This window comes from Flavobacterium sp. (assembly GCF_035292545.1).
In the GTDB taxonomy this organism is placed as follows: domain Bacteria; phylum Bacteroidota; class Bacteroidia; order Flavobacteriales; family Flavobacteriaceae; genus Flavobacterium.
Map to the genome: position 1 here is coordinate 118,914 of NZ_DATDPV010000040.1, position 19,141 is coordinate 138,054.

Here is a 19,141-nt window from a genome sequence, read left to right on the forward strand (position 1 = left end):
ATAAAATTAAATGCCAAGAATCCTCGCCATAGACTACGGACAAAAACGCACCGGAATTGCCGTAACTGATGAATTTCAAATCATTGCATCGGGTCTCACTACAATCCCATCCGCAACAGCAATCGACTTCCTGAAAGACTATTTCAGTAAAGAAAAAGTAGAGACAGTCCTGATTGGGGAACCCAAGCAAATGAATGGACAGCCCTCAGAAAGTGCTTCTATTATAAAAGGTTTTGTAACTCATTTTACAAATCATTTCCCAGAGATGAAAGTAATTCGCGTGGACGAGCGTTTTACTTCCAAAATGGCATTCCAATCCATGATTGACAGCGGATTAAAAAAGAAACAACGCCAAAACAAAGCATTAATCGACGAAATTTCGGCAACGATAATGTTACAGGATTACCTCTCCAGAAAGATGTTTTAATATTTTAATTCTGAGCGTTTTCGACGGGTTAAATTTACTTCGGATTAAAACATTTTGTATGAAAATTTAGCAAAACGATAACACAATTTACAAGTATCTTTGCTGCACAAATCACCATTATGACTGATACAAAGCTTCATCCACATACCGATGTTGTGCTTATAGGCGCAGGAATTATGAGCGCCACACTGGGCGTAATCCTAAAACAATTGCAACCCGATTTAAAAATAGAAATCTACGAAAGACTGGACCGCGCCGCAGCCGAAAGTTCCGATGCCTGGAACAATGCCGGGACGGGACATGCTGCTTTTTGCGAATTAAATTATACTCCTGAACGCGAAGACGGAAGCATCGATATCAGTAAAGCCATCAAAATCGCCGAATCATTTGAAGTATCCCGTCAGTTTTGGAGCTATTTAGTACAACAAAACTTTGTTGGTTCCCCAAATAATTTCATCGAAAGTATCCCACACATGAGTTTTGTATGGGGAGAAGAAAATGTCAATTATCTCAAAAAGAGATATGAAGCACTACATAAAAATCATCTTTTTGAAAGAATGGAATTCAGTACAGATTTCAATCAGCTCAATTCCTGGATGCCATTGGTTATGGAAGGTAGAGATAAATTGGCAAAATTAGCGGCAACGTTTATGCCTATCGGAACGGATGTAAATTTCGGTGAATTAACACGGAATATGTTCCAATATCTAATGAAACAAAAAGGCGTAACCATTCATTTCAATCACGAAGTCCGAAAACTGAAGCAAAAAGAAAGTGGGGAATGGAGCATTTCTATCGCAGATTTAGCCATAGAGAAAAAGAAAAAAATGCGGACCAAATTCGTTTTCATCGGTGCCGGTGGCGGTTCTTTACCATTGCTAGAAAAAGCCAATATTCCGGAAGGAGACGGTTTTGGAGGATTTCCAGTTAGCGGACAATGGCTCAAATGCACTAATAAAGCCATTATTGAAAAACATAAGGTGAAAGTTTACGGAAAAGCTTCTGTAGGCGCGCCACCAATGTCGGTTCCGCACATTGACAGCAGAATGATAAACGGTGAGAAAGCCCTATTATTTGGCCCTTATGCCGGTTTTTCTACCAAGTTTTTAAAGAACGGATCCTATTTAGATTTACCACTTTCAATAAAAGCGAACAATTTAATTCCAATGTTATCGGCTGGCTTTAATAATTTACCATTGACTAAATATTTGATAGACCAAGTGCGACAATCCCAAGAAGATCGAATGGAAGCACTTAGGGAATACGTACCCAATGCTGACAGTAAAGATTGGGAATTGGAAACGGCCGGACAACGGGTTCAGGTGATTAAAAAATCTGAAAATGGAGGCGGTGTTTTGGAATTCGGAACCGAAGTAGTCACTAAAGCGGATGGTTCGCTGGCGGTTTTGTTGGGTGCTTCGCCAGGAGCATCCACCTCAGTTTCTATTATGTTGGATTTATTGAAACGTTGTTTCAAAGACAAAATTGATACGGCCGAATGGCAGGAAAAACTAAAGGTTATGATTCCTTCTTATGGTCAGACTTTGAATGATAAACCTAAATTTTTAGCTGAAATCAGAAAAAATACAGCTGCGGTTTTGGATCTAAATAATTAAAATATTTTTAACTCACGTTCCGATAAATTATCGGAATTTGAGTCTAAGCGTTTTTCAATTCTTTTGTAGCTTTTACTATGTTTTCCGTTAAGTTGGTGAGCCAGATTAATTGTTCAATAACCAATTGTGCTTCCTGCATTTTCAATTGAAAAGCCTCTTCATCAATCGGATTTCCTTCTTTTAATTCTTTAGTGCGAATGTTTTTCAGTTCGGTAAAGCGCATGGCCAATTCTTCTTTATGGGTGTTTTCTGGAGACCCGATATTATTCTCTTTTAAAAGCAAAATAGCATTATCCAAATTTTTAATCACGGTGTCTACCACCACATTAAAAGCTTCCGAGGCTGATGTTGTTTTATGCGATTGGATATAAGTTCCCATTGATGCAGATGAAGAAAGTAAAGTGTGATTTAGCACCGCCAATTTATAGACTTGTGGCAATTGTTTTTGTTTCGATTTGGGTTCTTGTGCCATTCTTTGGAAAGAAGCCATCAGATTGCCAATTTCGATGAAAGCATGTTTTCGGGCTAACTTATAAGAAGTAGAGACTTCCCCTTTTTTATTATAAAAAATGGAAATTTCCTTTAAATAATTTCGATTGGCTTCAATGGATTTCTCCAGATAAACCGGAATGTTTAAAAACTCCCACGACGGCCATAAAAAGTAATTGGCGAGAAATGCCAAAACCGCTCCGACCAAAGTATCTAAAATGCGATATTGAACGACATCAACGATATTTGGAGTCAGAATTCCATAAATAAAAACCACATAAATGGTTACGAAAGTAGCGCCGATTTTATAATTTGTCTGAGAAAATGCAAATCCAAAAATCATGGCAATAACTGCCAATGCACCGATTACAATAGTATTATGAATTACCAAAAGAATCCCGAAAGCAATCAGACCGCCTAAAATGGTGCCGAAAATCCGTTGAAATGAACGTTGTTTTGTCAAGCCATAACCGGGTCGCATGATAACGACAATGGTCAATAAAATCCAATATACATTTTGAAAAGGCAGCATTTGACCAATAACAAAAGCAATCAAAATCGTAACCGTTAACCGCAGCGAATGCCTGAAAATTGTGGAGGAGAAACTCAAATTTTCAATTAAAGTGCTCAAAGGGTAATATTGTGGGGTCAGAAATTTTTCTAAATCTTTATCTTTTCCTTTAAAATCTTGTGGATTGATAGCTAAAGTAAAAGCACGTTCCACGATTTTTATCTTTTCAACTTGTTTTTCGGCATATTGAAGCATGGTGGTTAGCATAAACACACCTTCGGAAGCGGCCGTTTTTCCCAAATCATTTTCATAATCGGTGATGGCAAGTTCCAGCGCATTCATATCGTCAAATAACTTATGTTTCGAAACATATTTGGATCTGCTTTCCACACTTTTTGACAATTGTTTTAAAGTTGCCGCAAGATTGTAGGCCAAGTTTTGATAAGTAGCCAAAACCTTCGGATGATTTTGGAATTTTTGATGTAATTTATCATGATCAAACGAAGTAGATAAGGCCAATTCTAATATTTCTACCAAAGAAATAAAAACGATGAGCATCTTTCTATTTTGATTCGAAGATCCCGAACTGGTTCGATTTCCAATAAGAACTTCCCTTAAATTTTCATGAATGGCGTTCAGTTCGACCTGAAGTTGAAGTTGTTTTTTGATAATAGCCGGTTTGTCGGCATTGGCTTTCCATAAATCACCTCTTAACTTTAAGTATTTGGAAGTCAAATGGATGCATTCCGCGATTTGTATTTCGACATAACGATAAGGTCTGATATAGTAAAAAATCAGAGAAATCACTAGATAAAATAAACCGCCAGCCAGTATTAATCCACAGTGTTGCAACAATTGCCAGCCTTCATACATTTGGCTAAAAGCCAAACAAACGGATAGTAAACCTGAAAAGGAGACCAATGTAGCCCGATGTCCATAAACGGAAATCATCGATAATAAAAAAATCAATAAAATCAATACCGGATAAAAAAACCAGGGATAAGGATAAACCATATTGATGGCCAAAGCACTTCCTGCAACAATTATAGAGGCTACTAGAATTCCGTTGATTTTGTGTCTTAAATTACTGGAGATATCACTCGGAAATGTCAGTAAAGCCCCAATTGCTATGGTAAATCCAAGCTGAAACAACTCAAGGTAAGAAAATAGAATTACAGGAATAGCCGCAGCAATAGTAACTTTCGTTGCATTGGCAAAATTCATGCTGTCGGTAAATTTTCGGATTTGATAAACCATAAAATCGGATTACTGGCAAAGGTAAGAATTGTATGATTTATGGAGGGCATTAACCCCCATGATTTAAGACAAAATTATAAAAATTTGCTAATTATCAATTTGGAACAATCCAATGTCTATTTTTTCACTATTTTTGCCATCCGTATTTGAGGAAAAATTTCCCGAATACATTGTAGATAATACGTAATACAACAAAAATGATTTTACCAATTATAGGGTATGGTGATCCTGTTTTGAGAAAAATAGGTGAGGAGATTGCTCCTGAATATCCAAATTTAAAAGAAGTGATTGAGAATATGCATGAAACGATGTACAATGCCTGTGGTGTTGGACTTGCTGCTCCACAAGTTGGATTGGCGATTCGTTTGTTTGTGATTGATACGACTCCTTTTGGAGAAGATGAGGATTTATCGAATGAAGAGCAAAACCAATTGAAAAATTTCAAACGAACTTTCATTAACGCTAAAATGTTAAAAGAAGAAGGGGAAGAATGGGGTTTTAATGAAGGATGTTTAAGTATTCCGGAAGTGCGAGAAGACGTTTACAGAAACGAAAAAATCACTATCGAATATTTTGATGAGGATTTCAACAAAAAAACTGAGGTTTTTGATGGCTTGATTGCCAGAGTGATTCAACACGAGTATGATCATATCGAAGGGATTTTATTTACTGATAAAATATCGTCACTAAAAAAACGTTTAATCCAAAGAAAACTTCAAAACATTATGGAAGGTAAAACCCGACCTGATTACAAAATGAAGTTTGTGGCCAAAAAAGGCCGATAATTAAAAAATAAATTAATTTCAATATAAATAATTTTTAAAATGAATTTAGAAAAAATATTAGCCATTTCTGGGAAACCAGGTTTGTATGCATTAAAAGTTCAAACACGCTCTGGTTTTGTAGCTGAATCTTTATTGGATGGTAAAAAAATCACCGTTGGTTTAAAAAGTAATGTGAGTTTATTGTCAGAGATTTCAATGTACACACAAAGCGAAGAGAAACCTTTGGCAGAAGTAATGAGAAATATCGCTGTCAAAGAAGACAATGGACCTGCATTATCTCATAAAGAAGAAAACGCGAAATTGGTTGCTTATTTCAAAGAAATTCTTCCGGATTACGATCAGGACAGGGTATATCCTTCGGATATTAAGAAAGTTCTGAACTGGTACAACATGTTACAGGCAAAAGGAATGGTTTCAAAAGAAGCTCCAGTAGCCGAGAAAAAAGAAGAAGCTCCGGAAGCAGAAGTAGTTGCAGAAGTTAAAACTCCTGCCAAAAAAGCAAAAGCCGAAAAAGAGTAATTTTCCTATTAGAAAATATATTTTAATCCTGTCACGATACTTTTCGAGACAGGATTTCATATTTTTACAAAAATCAAACCCTTATGAATTCTAGACAAAAACAACTACAGGCTTTCGAGAGACTTTTGGATATCATGGACGATTTACGCGAAAAATGTCCTTGGGATAAAAAGCAAACCATGCAAACTTTACGTCACCTGACCATCGAAGAAACTTATGAATTGGGGGATGCCATTTTGGATAATGATTTAAGCGAAGTCAAGAAAGAACTGGGAGATTTGTTGTTACATATTGTTTTTTATGCTAAAATCGGAAGCGAAACCAACGATTTTGATATGGCAGATGTCTGCAATGAAATTTGTGATAAACTCATTCATCGTCATCCACATATTTACAGCGATACCGTTGTAAAAGATGAGGAAGAAGTGAAACAAAACTGGGAAAAACTAAAACTCAAAGAAGGGAAAAAATCAGTTTTGGAAGGGGTGCCAAAAAGTTTGCCGGCATTAGTAAAAGCCAGCAGGATTCAGGACAAAGTAAAAGGCGTAGGATTTGATTGGGAAGAATCACATCAGGTTTGGGATAAAGTCCAGGAAGAGTTGCAGGAATTGCAGGTTGAGGTCGAGGCCGGAGATCAGGATAAAATTGAAGCCGAGTTTGGCGACGTGCTCTTTTCAATGATTAATTATGCACGGTTTTTAAACGTAAATCCCGAAGACGCTTTGGAACGAACCAATAAAAAATTCATCAAACGTTTTCAGTATCTGGAAAGTAAAGCCGGGGAATTGGGTAAACCTTTAATGGATATGACTTTGGCCGAGATGGATGTTTTCTGGAACGAAGCAAAGAAGTTATAATTTACCAATTTTCTACTATATTTGAAAACCAAAACAGTCTAAATGTCAGAACATAAAACGGAATTAAAACGTTCCTTAGGATTAATAGATGCGACCAGTTTAGTTGCCGGTTCCATGATAGGTTCCGGAATTTTTATTGTAACATCAGCCATGGCCAGAGATATTGGTTCAGCAGCCTGGCTTTTAGTGATTTGGTTGGTGACAGGTTTAATTACGGTTGCGGCTGCATTGAGTTATGGAGAATTAGCTGGAATGATGCCTAACGCCGGAGGACAATTCGTTTACATTCAACGTGCTTATGGAAGATTGGTTTCGTTTCTTTATGGATGGACGGTTTTTACGGTAATTCAAACGGGTGTTATTGCCGCAATTGCGGTTACTTTTGCCAATTATGCCGCGATTTTTTTCCCTGTTTTGGATAATGTACTTTTTACGGTTGGTTCCAATTTTGCTTTTTCAAACAGTAAGGTTCTGGCTATTTTGAGTATTGTTTTATTGACTTATATCAATACAAAAGGGGTTAAAACCGGAAAAATAGTTCAATTAACATTTACTTCCGCAAAACTGTTTGCTCTTTTTTCCCTGATTATTTTAGGATTATATGTTGGTTTGCAAACGGATGTGTTGTCTGATAATTTCACAAACATGTGGCAGGCAAGTAAAACGATCGTCAATTCTGATGGGACGATTACGGTAACAAAATTGGCCGGAATGGCGCTTTTGGGAGCTGCCGGTGCCACCATGATCAATTCATTATTCTCGAGCGATGCCTGGAATAATGTTACTTTTATTGCCGGAGAAATTAAAGATCCGAAAAAGAATATTCCGCGAAGTTTGTTTCTGGGAACTTTGATAGTAACCGTAATTTATGTTTTGGCAAATGTTGCTTATTTGGCTTTACTACCAATAAATGGAACTCCAAATGCTTCCGATATTTTTAATAGCGGAATCATGTTTGCCAGTAACGACAGAATAGGAGCGGCCGCAGCGAGTATGATTATGGGAAATGTCGGCGTTTTTGTCATGGCGGCATTAATCATGGTTTCCACTTTTGGTTGTAACAGCGGATTGATTCTTTCTGGCGGAAGATTGTTTTTTGCGATGGCAAATGACGGATTGTTTTTTAAACAAGCAAAAGAACTCAATAAAAACCAGGTTCCGGCCAAAGCCTTATGGGTACAGTGTATTTGGGCTTGTGTACTTTGTGTTTCCGGTAAATTTGGGGATTTACTGACGTATGCTACTTTCGCGTCATTATTGTTTTATATTTTGACGATTTTGGGTGTTTTCATTTTAAGAAAGAAAGAGCCCAATGCAGAAAGACCTTATAGAGCTTTTGGTTATCCTGTTATTCCGGCTTTGTATATCGTTGTTACAACAGCAATTTGCGGAATTTTATTAGTTTATGATACCTTCAACACCGGCTTAGGATTGTGTATTGTAGCGTTGGGGATTCCGGTATATTATTTTGTAATGAATAAGAAAGACTAAAATGTGAGATTATTATTCAGCTAATTTTTTAAGCTTGGCAATGTCTTTCAGAACAATCTTTTTTCCAATCAATTCAATCAGCCCTAATTTTTTAAAATCAGATAACAAACGAATACAACTTTCTGTTGCGGTACCAATCATGCTGGCTAATTCGTCTCTTGAAAGTTGGACTTTTAAGGTGTCATCTTCGTTTTTACCAAAGGTGTCATGCAAATAAAGGAGTGTAATAGCTAATCTTTCTTTCACGTTTTTCTGTGCCAAATTAACCATAAGATCATCCGCATCTTTCAAATCCCCACAGATAGATTTCATCACACTCATCGAAAATTGATTGTTTTTGTCAAAGAAACCCATTACTTCGGTTTTCGGAATAAAACAAACGTGCATGTCCTCTAGAGCAACGGCGCTCAAATTTACCGGTTCGTCACTAATCATAGAGCGTTGACCCAATAATTCTCCTTTTGCAACCAGTTTCACAATATGGTCTTTGCCATTTGGACTCAATTTTGTGAGTTTGCAAATCCCGTCTTTTATGCAATAAATTCCATTTACATTTTCGCCTTCTTCAAAAATGACTTCACCTTTTTTAATGGTTTTTGTTGTTTTGCAATCAGCAAGTTTGAGAAGTTCATCTTTATTAAGCGATTTCAGTGAGCTGAATTCTCTTACAATACATTGTTCGCATTTGCTCATGGTATATAGTATTTATTTGGGCTTTACAAAATTACGACTTTATATGACAAATATCATATATTTAATACATTCAATTTCTAACCTTTGCAAAAGGTAAAATGAGCAAAGTTTATGGACACACAAAACTGTTTCCATTGTGGTTTAAATATTGTAAAAATAGAAGAAATTAATTTTGATGAAAAAAGTTTTTGTTGCAATGGTTGCAAAACCGTGTACGAAATTTTTAGCCTCAATGATTTGACATGCTATTACGATTTTGAAAAATCACCTGGAGCAACCCCGCAGGATATTAATGGAAAGTATGATTTTTTAGACAATGAAAGCATCGTTTCAAAATTATTGGAATTTCAGGAGGATACAACCGCTATTGTTTCACTCAACATTCCTCATATTCACTGTAGTTCGTGTATTTGGATTCTGGAAAATCTACACCGTCTTCAAAAAGGAATAAGCACTTCACAGGTTAATTTTCCCGAAAAGAAAGTCCGAATAACATTCAATCCTGAAACGGTTTCACTCAAAACTATTGTTTATTTGCTGAGTTCTATTGGTTATGAACCCTATATCAGTTTAGAAAATTATGAAACCGGCAAGAATAATGTAGACAGGAGTTTAACCTATAAATTAGGAGTCGCTTTCTTTTGTTTTGGAAACATCATGCTGCTTTCGTTTCCCGAATATTTCGAAGTTAAAGAATTTTGGTTGGATAATTACAAACCTTTTTTCCGTTGGCTGATTTTCTTCTTATCATTGCCTTCATTCTTTTATTCGGCGAGCGGTTACTATGTTTCTGCCTATAAAAGTATCAAAACCAAAATGCTGAATATCGATATTCCGATTGCTTTGGGAATTATTGTGATGTTTGTGCGAAGTACTTCCGATATTATTATGGATCATGGTTCGGGTTTTTTCGACAGCTTAACCGGATTGATTTTCTTTATGCTTTTAGGCAAAATGTTCCAAATCAAAACCTATAGTTTTTTGAGTTTCGAACGGGATTTTAAATCCTATTTTCCGATTGCTATTACCAAAATAAATACAGATACTTCCGAAGAAAGCGTTCCAATTTATGATATTCAAAAAGGAGATCGATTGCTGATCAGAAATCAGGAACTCATTCCGGTGGATGGCATTTTGATTAGCGAAAAAGCGGAAATCGATTATAGTTTTGTTACCGGAGAAGCCATTCCGATTACTAAAAAATCAGGAGATAAGATATTTGCCGGCGGAAAACAAATCGGTAAAATCATCGAAATGGAAGTCTTACATTCGGTTTCGCAAAGCTACTTAACGCAATTGTGGAGCAATGATGTGTTTCAGAAAAATGTGGAGCAAAAACACAAAACTATAACGGACAGCATCAGCCGTTATTTTACCCCCATTTTATTATTGATAGCCTTTTCCGGTTTTGGCTATTGGATTTTTATTGATACCGATACGGCTTTTAATGTTTTTACCGCGGTATTAATCGTAGCATGTCCATGTGCCCTGGCATTAACAGCGCCGTTTACGATGGGGAATATTTTAAGGATTTTGGGTAAACAGAAATTTTATTTAAAAAATGCTTTGGTTATCGAACAATTAGCCAAAGTAGACACGATAGTTTTTGATAAAACAGGAACAATTACGACCAATAAAAAATCGAATATTTCTTATGAAGGGAAGATACTTTCGGATGAAAATTTATTGTTGATAAAAAATGTACTTCGGGCTTCGAATCATCCATTGAGCAGAATGTTATATGAGTATTTGCCTGTTCAAATTTTGCAAAGTAAATCCGCGAAAGAAACCGAAAAGATAAAAGTGGATCATTTTGAGGAAATTACCGGAAAGGGAATTCAAGCTCAAATTTTTGGATATCAGATTCAAATTGGTTCGGCTGCTTTTGTAGAAAAATCGGAAGAGAACAGCATTCAGCAAACTTCGGTTCATATTAAGATTGATGGTATTTATTACGGGAAATACATTTTCAATAACCAATATAGAGAAGGATTAGAACAGCTTTTCAGAAATTTAAGCACGAATTATCAAATCAAAGTTTTGTCAGGTGATAATGAAGGAGAACGTTCCACTTTAGAGAAATTATTACCTAAAGGAACCGAATTGATTTTCAATCAGAAACCGGAACAAAAATTAGAATTCATAAAAAAGTTACAGGAAAACGGAAGCAATGTCATGATGGTTGGCGATGGGCTGAATGATGCCGGAGCACTGGCGCAAAGTAATGTCGGGATTTCGATTTCAGAAAATGTCAATGTTTTTTCACCGGCCTGCGATGCAATTTTGGATGCAAATGAATTTCAAAAACTGAACTATTTTTTGAAACTGTCTAAAAAATCCATTACTACTATCAAAATGAGCTTTGCATTATCGCTTTTGTATAATGTGGTCGGATTGTCTTTTGCTATTACGGGAAATTTGTTGCCTTTGGTTGCGGCCATTATAATGCCTTTGAGCACAATAACGATTGTAAGTTTTGTGACAATTATGAGTAATTATTATGCAGGTATGAAAAGAAATTTATAATGTTTATAAATGTTTTTTCAGATATATTTAACACAAAAAAATAAGTATGATAAATGTCATATTTTTTAATAAAGCAGCAATGTAATTTTGTTTAACACAAATTAAGGTATGAGTGTCATTTATTTATTAATCTCCATCAGTATAATCGTTGCGGTTGTCTTTTTTATTGCATTTATTTTCGCAGTAAAAACAGGGCAATATGACGACGATTACACGCCGTCTGTCAGAATGCTTTTTGACGACGAAATCAAAAAAGCACCCCAAAAGAATCTACAAACAACAGAAGAAAAACAAATTTAATTTATGGAAATGCAGCAGTTTTATTATGACAACAAAATTGTCAAAAAGTTTATTTATGCCACCATTATTTTTGGAGTAGTTGGAATGTTAGTCGGTCTTATATTGGCTACTATGTTTTTGTTTCCAAACCTGACGGATGGAATTTCATGGTTGAGTTTTGGAAGATTAAGGCCATTACATACTAATGCAGTTATTTTTGCCTTTGTTGGAAATGCCATGTTTGCAGGGATTTATTACTCTTTGCAACGATTGCTGAAAGCAAGGATGTATAGTGATTTATTGAGTAATATTAACTTCTGGGGATGGCAATTAATTATCGTCGCCGCAGCAATTTCACTGCCATTAGGTTATACGTCATCAAAAGAATACGCCGAATTGGAATGGCCAATTGATATTGCCATTACATTGATTTGGGTTGTTTTTGGTATTAATATGATCGGAACAATCTTAAAAAGAAGAGAGCGCCATTTATATGTTGCGATTTGGTTTTACTTGGCAACTTTCGTAACCGTTGCGGTTTTGCATATTTTTAATAGTTTGTCGTTGCCGGTATCTGCAATGAAAAGTTATTCTGTTTATGCAGGAGTTCAGGATGCTTTGGTTCAATGGTGGTATGGTCATAATGCAGTAGCATTTTTCCTTACAACACCTTATTTAGGACTGATGTATTATTTTATTCCAAAAGCGGCAAACCGTCCAGTATATTCTTATCGATTATCAATTGTTCACTTTTGGTCTTTAATATTTTTATATATCTGGGCTGGTCCACACCATTTACTATATTCAGCATTGCCAAACTGGGCACAGAATTTAGGGGTTGTTTTTTCAATTATGTTACTGGCACCTTCTTGGGGTGGAATGATAAACGGACTTTTGACTTTGAGAGGCGTTTGGGATAAAGTACGTGTAGATCCTGTATTAAAATTCTTCGTTGTGGCCATTACCGGTTATGGAATGGTGACTTTTGAAGGACCAATGTTATCGCTTAAAAATGTAAATGCTATTGCGCATTTTACCGATTGGATTATTGCACACGTTCACGTTGGTGCTTTAGCATGGAACGGATTTATGGCTTTCGGTATGATTTATTGGTTGGTTCCAAGAATGACCAAAGGTGCTTTATTTTCTGTTAAATTGGCCAACTTCCACTTTTGGATTGGAACTTTAGGAATTATACTTTATACACTTCCGATGTATGTGGCTGGATTTCAGCAACATTTGATGTGGAAACAATTTAATCCGGACGGAACTTTAACGTATGGAAACTTCCTTGAAACCGTGACGCAAATTATGCCAATGTATTGGATGCGTGCAATAGGAGGAACTTTGTATCTAATTGGAATGTTTGTTTTGGTTTACAATATTATCAAAACGGTTAGAGCAAACGCAGCAATCGAAGATGAATTAGCCGAAGCTCCTGAATTACAAAAAATCAGCAAGGGTAGAGTAAAAGGAGAAAAATTCCACCCATGGTTAGAAAGAAGACCTATTCAATTGACAATTTTAGCTACAGTAGCCATTTTAATTGGTGGAGTAATCCAAATTGTTCCAACGATTATGGTGAAATCTAATATTCCAACTATTGCGAGCGTAAAACCTTATACACCATTAGAATTGGAAGGACGTGACTTATATATCCGTGAAGGTTGTGTGGGTTGTCACTCTCAAATGGTGCGCCCTTTCCGAAGTGAAGTAGAACGTTATGGTCCACAATCTAAAGCAGGAGAATTTGTTTATGATCATCCATTTCTTTGGGGATCAAAAAGAACCGGACCGGATTTATTGAGAGTTGGAGGGAAATACAATGACAATTGGCATTTCAACCACTTATGGGATCCACAAAGTACTTCGGCAGGTTCAATCATGCCAGGATACAAATGGATGTTTGATAATGAAGCTTTGGATATTTCGAATATCGAAGACAAAATGAAAGCCATGAAAACCCTTGGCGTTCCCTATACTGATGCTGAAATTGCAAATGCTAAAAATGCTATAAAAGCACAATCGCTAAAAATTGAAGAAAATTTAAATTCTGATCCTGATTTTGTGAAAAGCTATGAAAATGGCAAGAAAGCGGCCCAAGCTAAAGGAGAAAAATTTGTACCGATGCACGAAAGAGAAATTGTTGCCATGATAGCCTACATCCAACGATTGGGAACGGATATTAAGGTAAAAAAATAATTAAATAATAACAGTTATGTTCGAACAAATAAAACACAATATGGAAACCATTGCAGGAGTTGCAGTATATCCAATCGTATCGTTGTTGATTTTCTTTATTTTTTTTGTTGTACTCGGATTCTGGGTTGCTTCTTATAAAAAAGAAAGAATAAATGAGTTGAGCCAAATGCCATTAGAAGACAATTAAAAGTATAATTTTTTAAAATTTAGAAAATGAAAAAATTAATCCCAGCATACGTTAGAGTCCCCGTTATTTTCTTTGCCATTTTTGGAGCAATGGAATATTTCATTGACTCTGGAGACCGTCCAGCTTTTATAAAATTTCCAATGGTTGCCTTGTTTTTGTTTGTATTTCTGTTTCTTCTGATTGCTATAGAAATTACAGTAAGTGCAATCGATAATATTACTTATATTTTGCTCACAGACGAGGAAAAAAAGAAATTGCAGGAAGAAAATGAATTGCGTTTAAAATCAGACGGATGGTATAAAAAAATGATGAACTCACTGACTAAACAAGAATCAGTAGAGAGCGAAGCAAGTCTTTTGTTACATCATGATTATGATGGAATCAAAGAATTGGATAATAATTTGCCTACGTGGTGGAAATATTTATTCTATGCTTCTATCCTTTTTGCAGGCGTTTATTTGGTGCAATATGAAATCATGGGAGGCGATAACCAGGAAATGGAATTCAAAAAAGAAATGGCTCAAGCCAAAATTGATGTCGAAGAATATAAGAAAACTGCTCCGGATTTAATGGACGAAAAAACGGTTACCTTATCAACCGAACCGGCAGATTTAGCATCAGGAAAAACAATTTACACTGCCAATTGCGCAGCTTGCCACAGAGCGGATGCCGGAGGAATGGTTGGGCCAAACTTAACAGATGACCAATGGATTTTGGGAGGCGGTATAAAAGAAGTTTTTCATACCATAACAAATGGCGGACGAGATTCTAAAGGAATGATTGCCTGGAAGGGAACGCTTAAACCAAAAGAGATTCAGCAAGTATCAAGTTATATTTTATCTTTAAAAGGAAGTAATCCAAAAGAACCAAAAGCTCCTGAAGGCGAAGTTTGGGTTGAAGCAGCGAAATAACAGTGGCTACATAAATAGCGCTAAAGTAAAATAAAAAATATGTCTACCCCGTTTGATGATGATGCTTTTAGAGATACTATTGGAACGATTGATGAAAAAGGAAAACGTAAATTTATTTTCCCAAAAAAACCAAGTGGAAAGCTTTATGACTATAGAAAATATGTAAGTTATTTTTTATTGGCAATTCTTGTTGCAAATCCATTTATTAAGGTAAATGGGAATCAATTCATGTTGTTCAATGTATTGGAACGTCGTTTTAATATTTTTGGATTCCCTTTTTGGCCACAGGATTTCTATTTATTTGTCATATCAATGTTGGTTGGAGTGGTTTTTGTCATTCTTTTTACCGTTGTTTTTGGACGGATATTTTGCGGATGGATTTGTCCCCAGACCATTTTTCTAGAATTGGTTTTCAGAAGAATAGAATATTGGATTGATGGTGATCGAGGTTCGCAAATGCGTTTGTCAAAACAAGAATGGAATGCAGAAAAAATCAGAAAACGCGGACTGAAATGGTTTATCTTTTTTGTGATTTCATTTCTGATTGCGAATGTTTTTCTGGCTTATATAGTCGGAAGTGACGAGTTGTATTTAATGGTGAAAGAAGGACCGTTAAGTCAGTCAAGCAATTTTATTGCATTATTGATTTTTACTGGTGTTTTTTACTTTGTGTTTGTTTGGTTTAGAGAACAAGTTTGTATCATTGCCTGCCCATACGGAAGATTACAAGGCGTGCTTTTAGACAATAAATCTATAAATGTTGCCTATGACTTTGTTCGTGGCGAAAAAGAGCAGGGAAGAGCCAAATTCAATAAGCAGGAAGACAGAGATTCATCAGGAAAAGGCGATTGTATTGATTGTAAACAATGTGTCAATGTTTGTCCGATGGGAATTGACATCAGAAACGGAACCCAATTAGAATGCACAAACTGCACTGCATGTATCGATGAATGCGATACAATTATGGAGGGCGTTGGTTTGCCAAAAGGACTGATTCGTTATGCAACCGAAGATGAAATAGAAAAGAAAGAACCTTTCAGATTCACCGCAAGAATGAAAGGATATACGGCGGTTTTAGCTATTTTGATGGGAATTTTAGTGGGAATGTTATTCTTAAGGAATGATGTCGAAGCCACCATCTTGCGTTTACCGGGACAACTTTTTCAGCATGATGGCGACAAAATCAGTAATGTATATACCTATAAAATTGTAAACAAAACGATTAAAGATTATAATGATATTCATTTTGAATTAATCTCTCATTCAGGAGAAATTAAAAAAGTGGGAAAACAACATTTTAAAGTCATAAATCAAGGTATTTCTCAGGGAACTCTTTTTATAGAAATCAAACAAGTGCAACTTGAAGGCGATAAAACCAAATTGAAAATTGGTGTTTTTGATGGAAAAAAATTGCTTGAAACTACTACAACAAATTTTTTAGGACCACGAAGTTTTAATTAAAAAATAAAATATGAAAATCAATTGGGGAACAGGAATTGTCATTGCAATTGCATTATTTATGACCTTCATTTTATATTTTGTAATCAAAGTACAATCGGATTCAACGTATGATAATGAATTGGTTGTGGAAGAATATTACAAGCAGGATGCTCGTTTTGGAGAAGAAATGATTAGGGTTCAAAATGCTGAGGATTTAGCTGACAAACCAACAATAACAACTATTTCCGAAGGAATAAAAATAGTTTTTCCAGACACATTTATTCCAAAACAAGTTAAAGGAAAAGTGTCCCTTTACAGACCGTCTAACAAAAAATTAGATTTCGAAATTCCCATTTCTTTATCTAATCCATCTTTGCTCATACCTAAATCAGATTTGGCAGGCGGTCGCTGGGACATTAATATGGAATGGGAATACGAAGGGAAACAGTATTTAACCAAAGAAACAATTTATATCAATTAAGTAAACTTATGAATTATCAGCTTAATGTACCCCATAATTCATAATTAATAACTCATAATTAATAATGCTTTACACGGCTTTCATCTTCGGTTTAATCAGTAGTTTTCACTGCATCGGAATGTGCGGCCCTATTGCTATGATGTTACCCGTAGACAGAAATAATCCTATAAAAAAAGTAACGCAGATTATTACCTATCACATCGGAAGATTGTCGGCTTATGCTACAATTGGCTTAATTTTCGGATTGGTTGGGAAAGGATTTCTTATTGCCGGAATGCAGCAGAAATTATCGATATTTATTGGCGTTGCCATGATTGTTGTTATTTTAATTCCAGAAAAAAAATTCGCGAAATACAATTTTTCGAGTCCCATTTTTAAATTAATTTCAAAAATAAAGACTACCTTAGGGAGTCAATTCAAAAACAAAACATATAAATCACTATTTACGATCGGTTTGCTTAATGGATTCTTACCGTGCGGTATGGTTTATGTTGCTTTGTTTGGAGCTATTGCGATGCAAAGTGAAAGTCTGGGTGTTTTATATATGATTTTGTTCGGATTAGGAACCGTTCCGATGATGAGCATCGTGGTTTATCTCCATACTTTTTTGACTGTTTCTACTCGAAATAAAATACAAAAAGTGATTCCTTTTGTAGCAGTAGTAATCGGATTGTTGTTTATTTTTAGAGGTTTGGGATTAGGGATTCCTTATCTCTCACCAAGTAATATGAGTTTGTTTGTACAGGAACAGCCCAATTGTCATTAATATTTTAAACAAAATTTTATGGAAAGACACGATTTATTACACGAATTTCCTGAATACCAGGAAAAAATTCATCAGCTGAAAACTGATAATCCTCATTTTAGAGAATTATTTGATGAATATCATGAATTGGAACATGAAATCCATCGAATAAATACCGGAGTAGAAATCGCTACGGATGAATATGCACATTCTTTGAAAGCAAAATTATTGTTCATGAAAGATGAGTTATACTCCATATTGGAGAACAATTAAATTATCATTTTATATAAAAAAAGCACGCTGAATGGCGTGCTTTTTAGTTTTTGAGTATTTCTAAATGGTCATGGAAAACAATTCCGTTTCCGGTGCTTTTCGTTTTAAACGTAAATCAAACGCCATACAAATATTACGGACAAAAGGTTTTCCGGCTTCAGTAACCTGGATGCTGTCTTTTAAAATGGAAATAAATCCGTCCTTTTCCATTTCTTTCAATTGAATTAAAACTTCTGGAATCTCTTCAAAATAGTCCGACTTGTTACTCCAGGAAGTTTCAAATTGACACATCAGATTCAGAATGTGTTTTCTGATGATGAGGTCTTCGTCTGTCAATAAATGCCCTCTGAAAACAGGCAATTCGTCTTTTTTCAACAGTTCATAATAGTCTTCTATTTTTTTTACGTTTTGAGCAAAACTATACCAACTATCGCTAATCGAAGAAACGCCCAAACCAATCATCAGCTGTGTTTTTGAAGAACTGTAACCCATGAAATTGCGGTGTAATTTACCGTTTTGATAAGAATCGAATAAACTATCGGTTTTCAATGCAAAATGGTCCATCCCAATTTCATGATATCCGTTTTTATACAATAATTTTTTCCCGGTTTCGTAAAGCATACGTTTCTTTTCGTCTTTTGGAATATCTTCATCCTTAAAACCGCGTTGGCCATTTCCCTTTATCCACGGCACATGAGCGTAACTATAAAATGCTAATCTATCGGGTTGTAATGATTTTGTTTTTTCAATGGTGTCAATTACATCTTCGATTTCCTGAAACGGCAAGCCAAAAATAATATCATGACCAATCGAGGTATAACCTATTTCTCTGGCCCAAAAAGTAACTTTTGCCACATTATGAAAAGGCTGATCACGATGAATGGCTTTTTGTACTTTTTCAGAATAATCCTGCACACCAAAACTCACTCTTCGAAAACCTAAATCATACAGTTTTTGTAAATGGTCTCGTGTCGTATTGTTTGGATGGCCTTCAAAACTGAATTCGAAATCTTTGGCTTTATTGGCAGAACTAAAAATACCATTGATTAAATGCTCTAAATTTTGAGTTGAAAAAAATGTTGGTGTTCCTCCACCTAAATGAATTTCTTTTATCGAAGGTTTTTTATCAAGAATATCGCAATACATCGCCCATTCTTTCAGTACGGCTTCAATATATTGATTTTCTACATCATGATTTTTGGTGATGCGTTTGTTACAGCCGCAAAAAGTGCAAAGACTTTCACAAAAAGGAAGATGGATGTAAAGACTTATTCCTTCTGAAATATTGCTCTCTGAGAATGATTTTTTAAGTGTATCTATCCAGATTCGTTGCGTAAAATCTGTTTCGTCCCAATACGGAACGGTAGGATAACTGGTATATCTTGGGCCAGGAACATTGTATTTTTGAAGAAGGGAGTTTTTCATAACAAAGACATTTTTCAATATTCAAAA

General features: G+C 35.5%; 18 protein-coding genes. 15 read left to right on the forward strand and 3 right to left on the reverse strand.

Features of this window, described 5'->3' with window-relative positions; genetic code table 11:
- Positions 1-10: 10 nt before the first annotated feature.
- On the forward strand, positions 11-427 hold the full coding sequence (ruvX, locus tag VI621_RS07190; protein WP_324217698.1) for a Holliday junction resolvase RuvX: 417 nt from the start codon (positions 11-13) through the stop codon (positions 425-427).
- 95 nt (positions 428-522) lie between these two features.
- Complete coding sequence (locus VI621_RS07195) at positions 523-2,043, forward strand: malate:quinone oxidoreductase (RefSeq protein ID WP_324217748.1); 1,521 nt, start codon at positions 523-525, stop codon at positions 2,041-2,043.
- A 43-nt stretch (positions 2,044-2,086) separates the two neighbouring features.
- On the opposite strand, the gene VI621_RS07200 is transcribed toward VI621_RS07195, so the two are convergent.
- A complete protein-coding gene (locus VI621_RS07200) occupies positions 2,087-4,300 on the reverse strand; it encodes an FUSC family protein (protein ID WP_324217699.1) in 2,214 nt (737 codons plus the stop codon).
- 197 nt (positions 4,301-4,497) lie between these two features.
- On the opposite strand from VI621_RS07200, the gene def reads away from it, so the two are divergent.
- From def to VI621_RS07220, 4 genes are all read left to right on the forward strand, one after another.
- Positions 4,498-5,085, forward strand: a complete 588-nt coding sequence (def, locus tag VI621_RS07205) for a peptide deformylase (RefSeq protein ID WP_324217700.1) — start codon at positions 4,498-4,500, stop codon at positions 5,083-5,085.
- A gap of 39 nt (positions 5,086-5,124) precedes the next feature.
- The gene (locus VI621_RS07210) at positions 5,125-5,604 is read left to right on the forward strand and encodes a DUF5606 domain-containing protein (RefSeq protein ID WP_324217701.1); all 480 of its coding nucleotides are present in this window, start codon (positions 5,125-5,127) and stop codon (positions 5,602-5,604) included.
- A gap of 83 nt (positions 5,605-5,687) precedes the next feature.
- Positions 5,688-6,461, forward strand: a complete 774-nt coding sequence (mazG, locus tag VI621_RS07215; RefSeq protein WP_324217702.1) for a nucleoside triphosphate pyrophosphohydrolase — start codon at positions 5,688-5,690, stop codon at positions 6,459-6,461.
- Between the two features lie 42 nt (positions 6,462-6,503).
- A complete protein-coding gene (locus VI621_RS07220; RefSeq protein WP_324217703.1) occupies positions 6,504-7,952 on the forward strand; it encodes an APC family permease in 1,449 nt (482 codons plus the stop codon).
- 12 nt (positions 7,953-7,964) lie between these two features.
- On the opposite strand, the gene VI621_RS07225 is transcribed toward VI621_RS07220, so the two are convergent.
- Positions 7,965-8,645 (reverse strand): Crp/Fnr family transcriptional regulator, encoded by a 681-nt coding sequence (locus VI621_RS07225; RefSeq protein ID WP_324217704.1) that lies wholly within the window; start codon positions 8,643-8,645, stop codon positions 7,965-7,967.
- A gap of 111 nt (positions 8,646-8,756) precedes the next feature.
- Between VI621_RS07225 and VI621_RS07230 the strand changes: the two genes are divergently transcribed.
- From VI621_RS07230 to VI621_RS07270, 9 genes are all read left to right on the forward strand, one after another.
- Entirely contained in the window at positions 8,757-11,171 is a 2,415-nt protein-coding gene (locus tag VI621_RS07230; RefSeq protein ID WP_324217705.1) for a heavy metal translocating P-type ATPase, read from the forward strand.
- A gap of 108 nt (positions 11,172-11,279) precedes the next feature.
- On the forward strand, positions 11,280-11,471 hold the full coding sequence (gene ccoS, locus VI621_RS07235) for a cbb3-type cytochrome oxidase assembly protein CcoS (protein WP_324217706.1): 192 nt from the start codon (positions 11,280-11,282) through the stop codon (positions 11,469-11,471).
- 3 nt (positions 11,472-11,474) lie between these two features.
- Positions 11,475-13,652, forward strand: coding sequence for a cytochrome-c oxidase, cbb3-type subunit I (ccoN, locus tag VI621_RS07240; RefSeq protein ID WP_324217707.1), 2,178 nt, complete (start codon positions 11,475-11,477; stop codon positions 13,650-13,652).
- 16 nt (positions 13,653-13,668) lie between these two features.
- Positions 13,669-13,839, forward strand: a complete 171-nt coding sequence (locus tag VI621_RS07245) for a CcoQ/FixQ family Cbb3-type cytochrome c oxidase assembly chaperone (protein ID WP_324217708.1) — start codon at positions 13,669-13,671, stop codon at positions 13,837-13,839.
- 26 nt (positions 13,840-13,865) lie between these two features.
- Positions 13,866-14,750 (forward strand): cbb3-type cytochrome c oxidase N-terminal domain-containing protein, encoded by an 885-nt coding sequence (locus VI621_RS07250; RefSeq protein ID WP_324217709.1) that lies wholly within the window; start codon positions 13,866-13,868, stop codon positions 14,748-14,750.
- Between the two features lie 39 nt (positions 14,751-14,789).
- The gene (gene ccoG / locus VI621_RS07255; protein ID WP_324217710.1) at positions 14,790-16,211 is read left to right on the forward strand and encodes a cytochrome c oxidase accessory protein CcoG; all 1,422 of its coding nucleotides are present in this window, start codon (positions 14,790-14,792) and stop codon (positions 16,209-16,211) included.
- Between the two features lie 10 nt (positions 16,212-16,221).
- Entirely contained in the window at positions 16,222-16,671 is a 450-nt protein-coding gene (locus tag VI621_RS07260; protein WP_324217711.1) for a FixH family protein, read from the forward strand.
- Positions 16,672-16,735: 64 nt separating this feature from the next.
- Positions 16,736-17,437: a sulfite exporter TauE/SafE family protein gene (locus tag VI621_RS07265; RefSeq protein ID WP_324217712.1), complete on the forward strand. Its 702-nt coding sequence runs from the start codon at positions 16,736-16,738 to the stop codon at positions 17,435-17,437.
- A gap of 18 nt (positions 17,438-17,455) precedes the next feature.
- Complete coding sequence (locus VI621_RS07270) at positions 17,456-17,689, forward strand: YdcH family protein (RefSeq protein WP_324217713.1); 234 nt, start codon at positions 17,456-17,458, stop codon at positions 17,687-17,689.
- Positions 17,690-17,749: 60 nt separating this feature from the next.
- Here VI621_RS07270 and hemN read toward each other — a convergent pair whose 3' ends face one another.
- The gene (gene hemN, locus VI621_RS07275) at positions 17,750-19,114 is read right to left on the reverse strand and encodes an oxygen-independent coproporphyrinogen III oxidase (RefSeq protein WP_324217714.1); all 1,365 of its coding nucleotides are present in this window, start codon (positions 19,112-19,114) and stop codon (positions 17,750-17,752) included.
- Between the last annotated feature and the right edge of the window lie 27 nt (positions 19,115-19,141).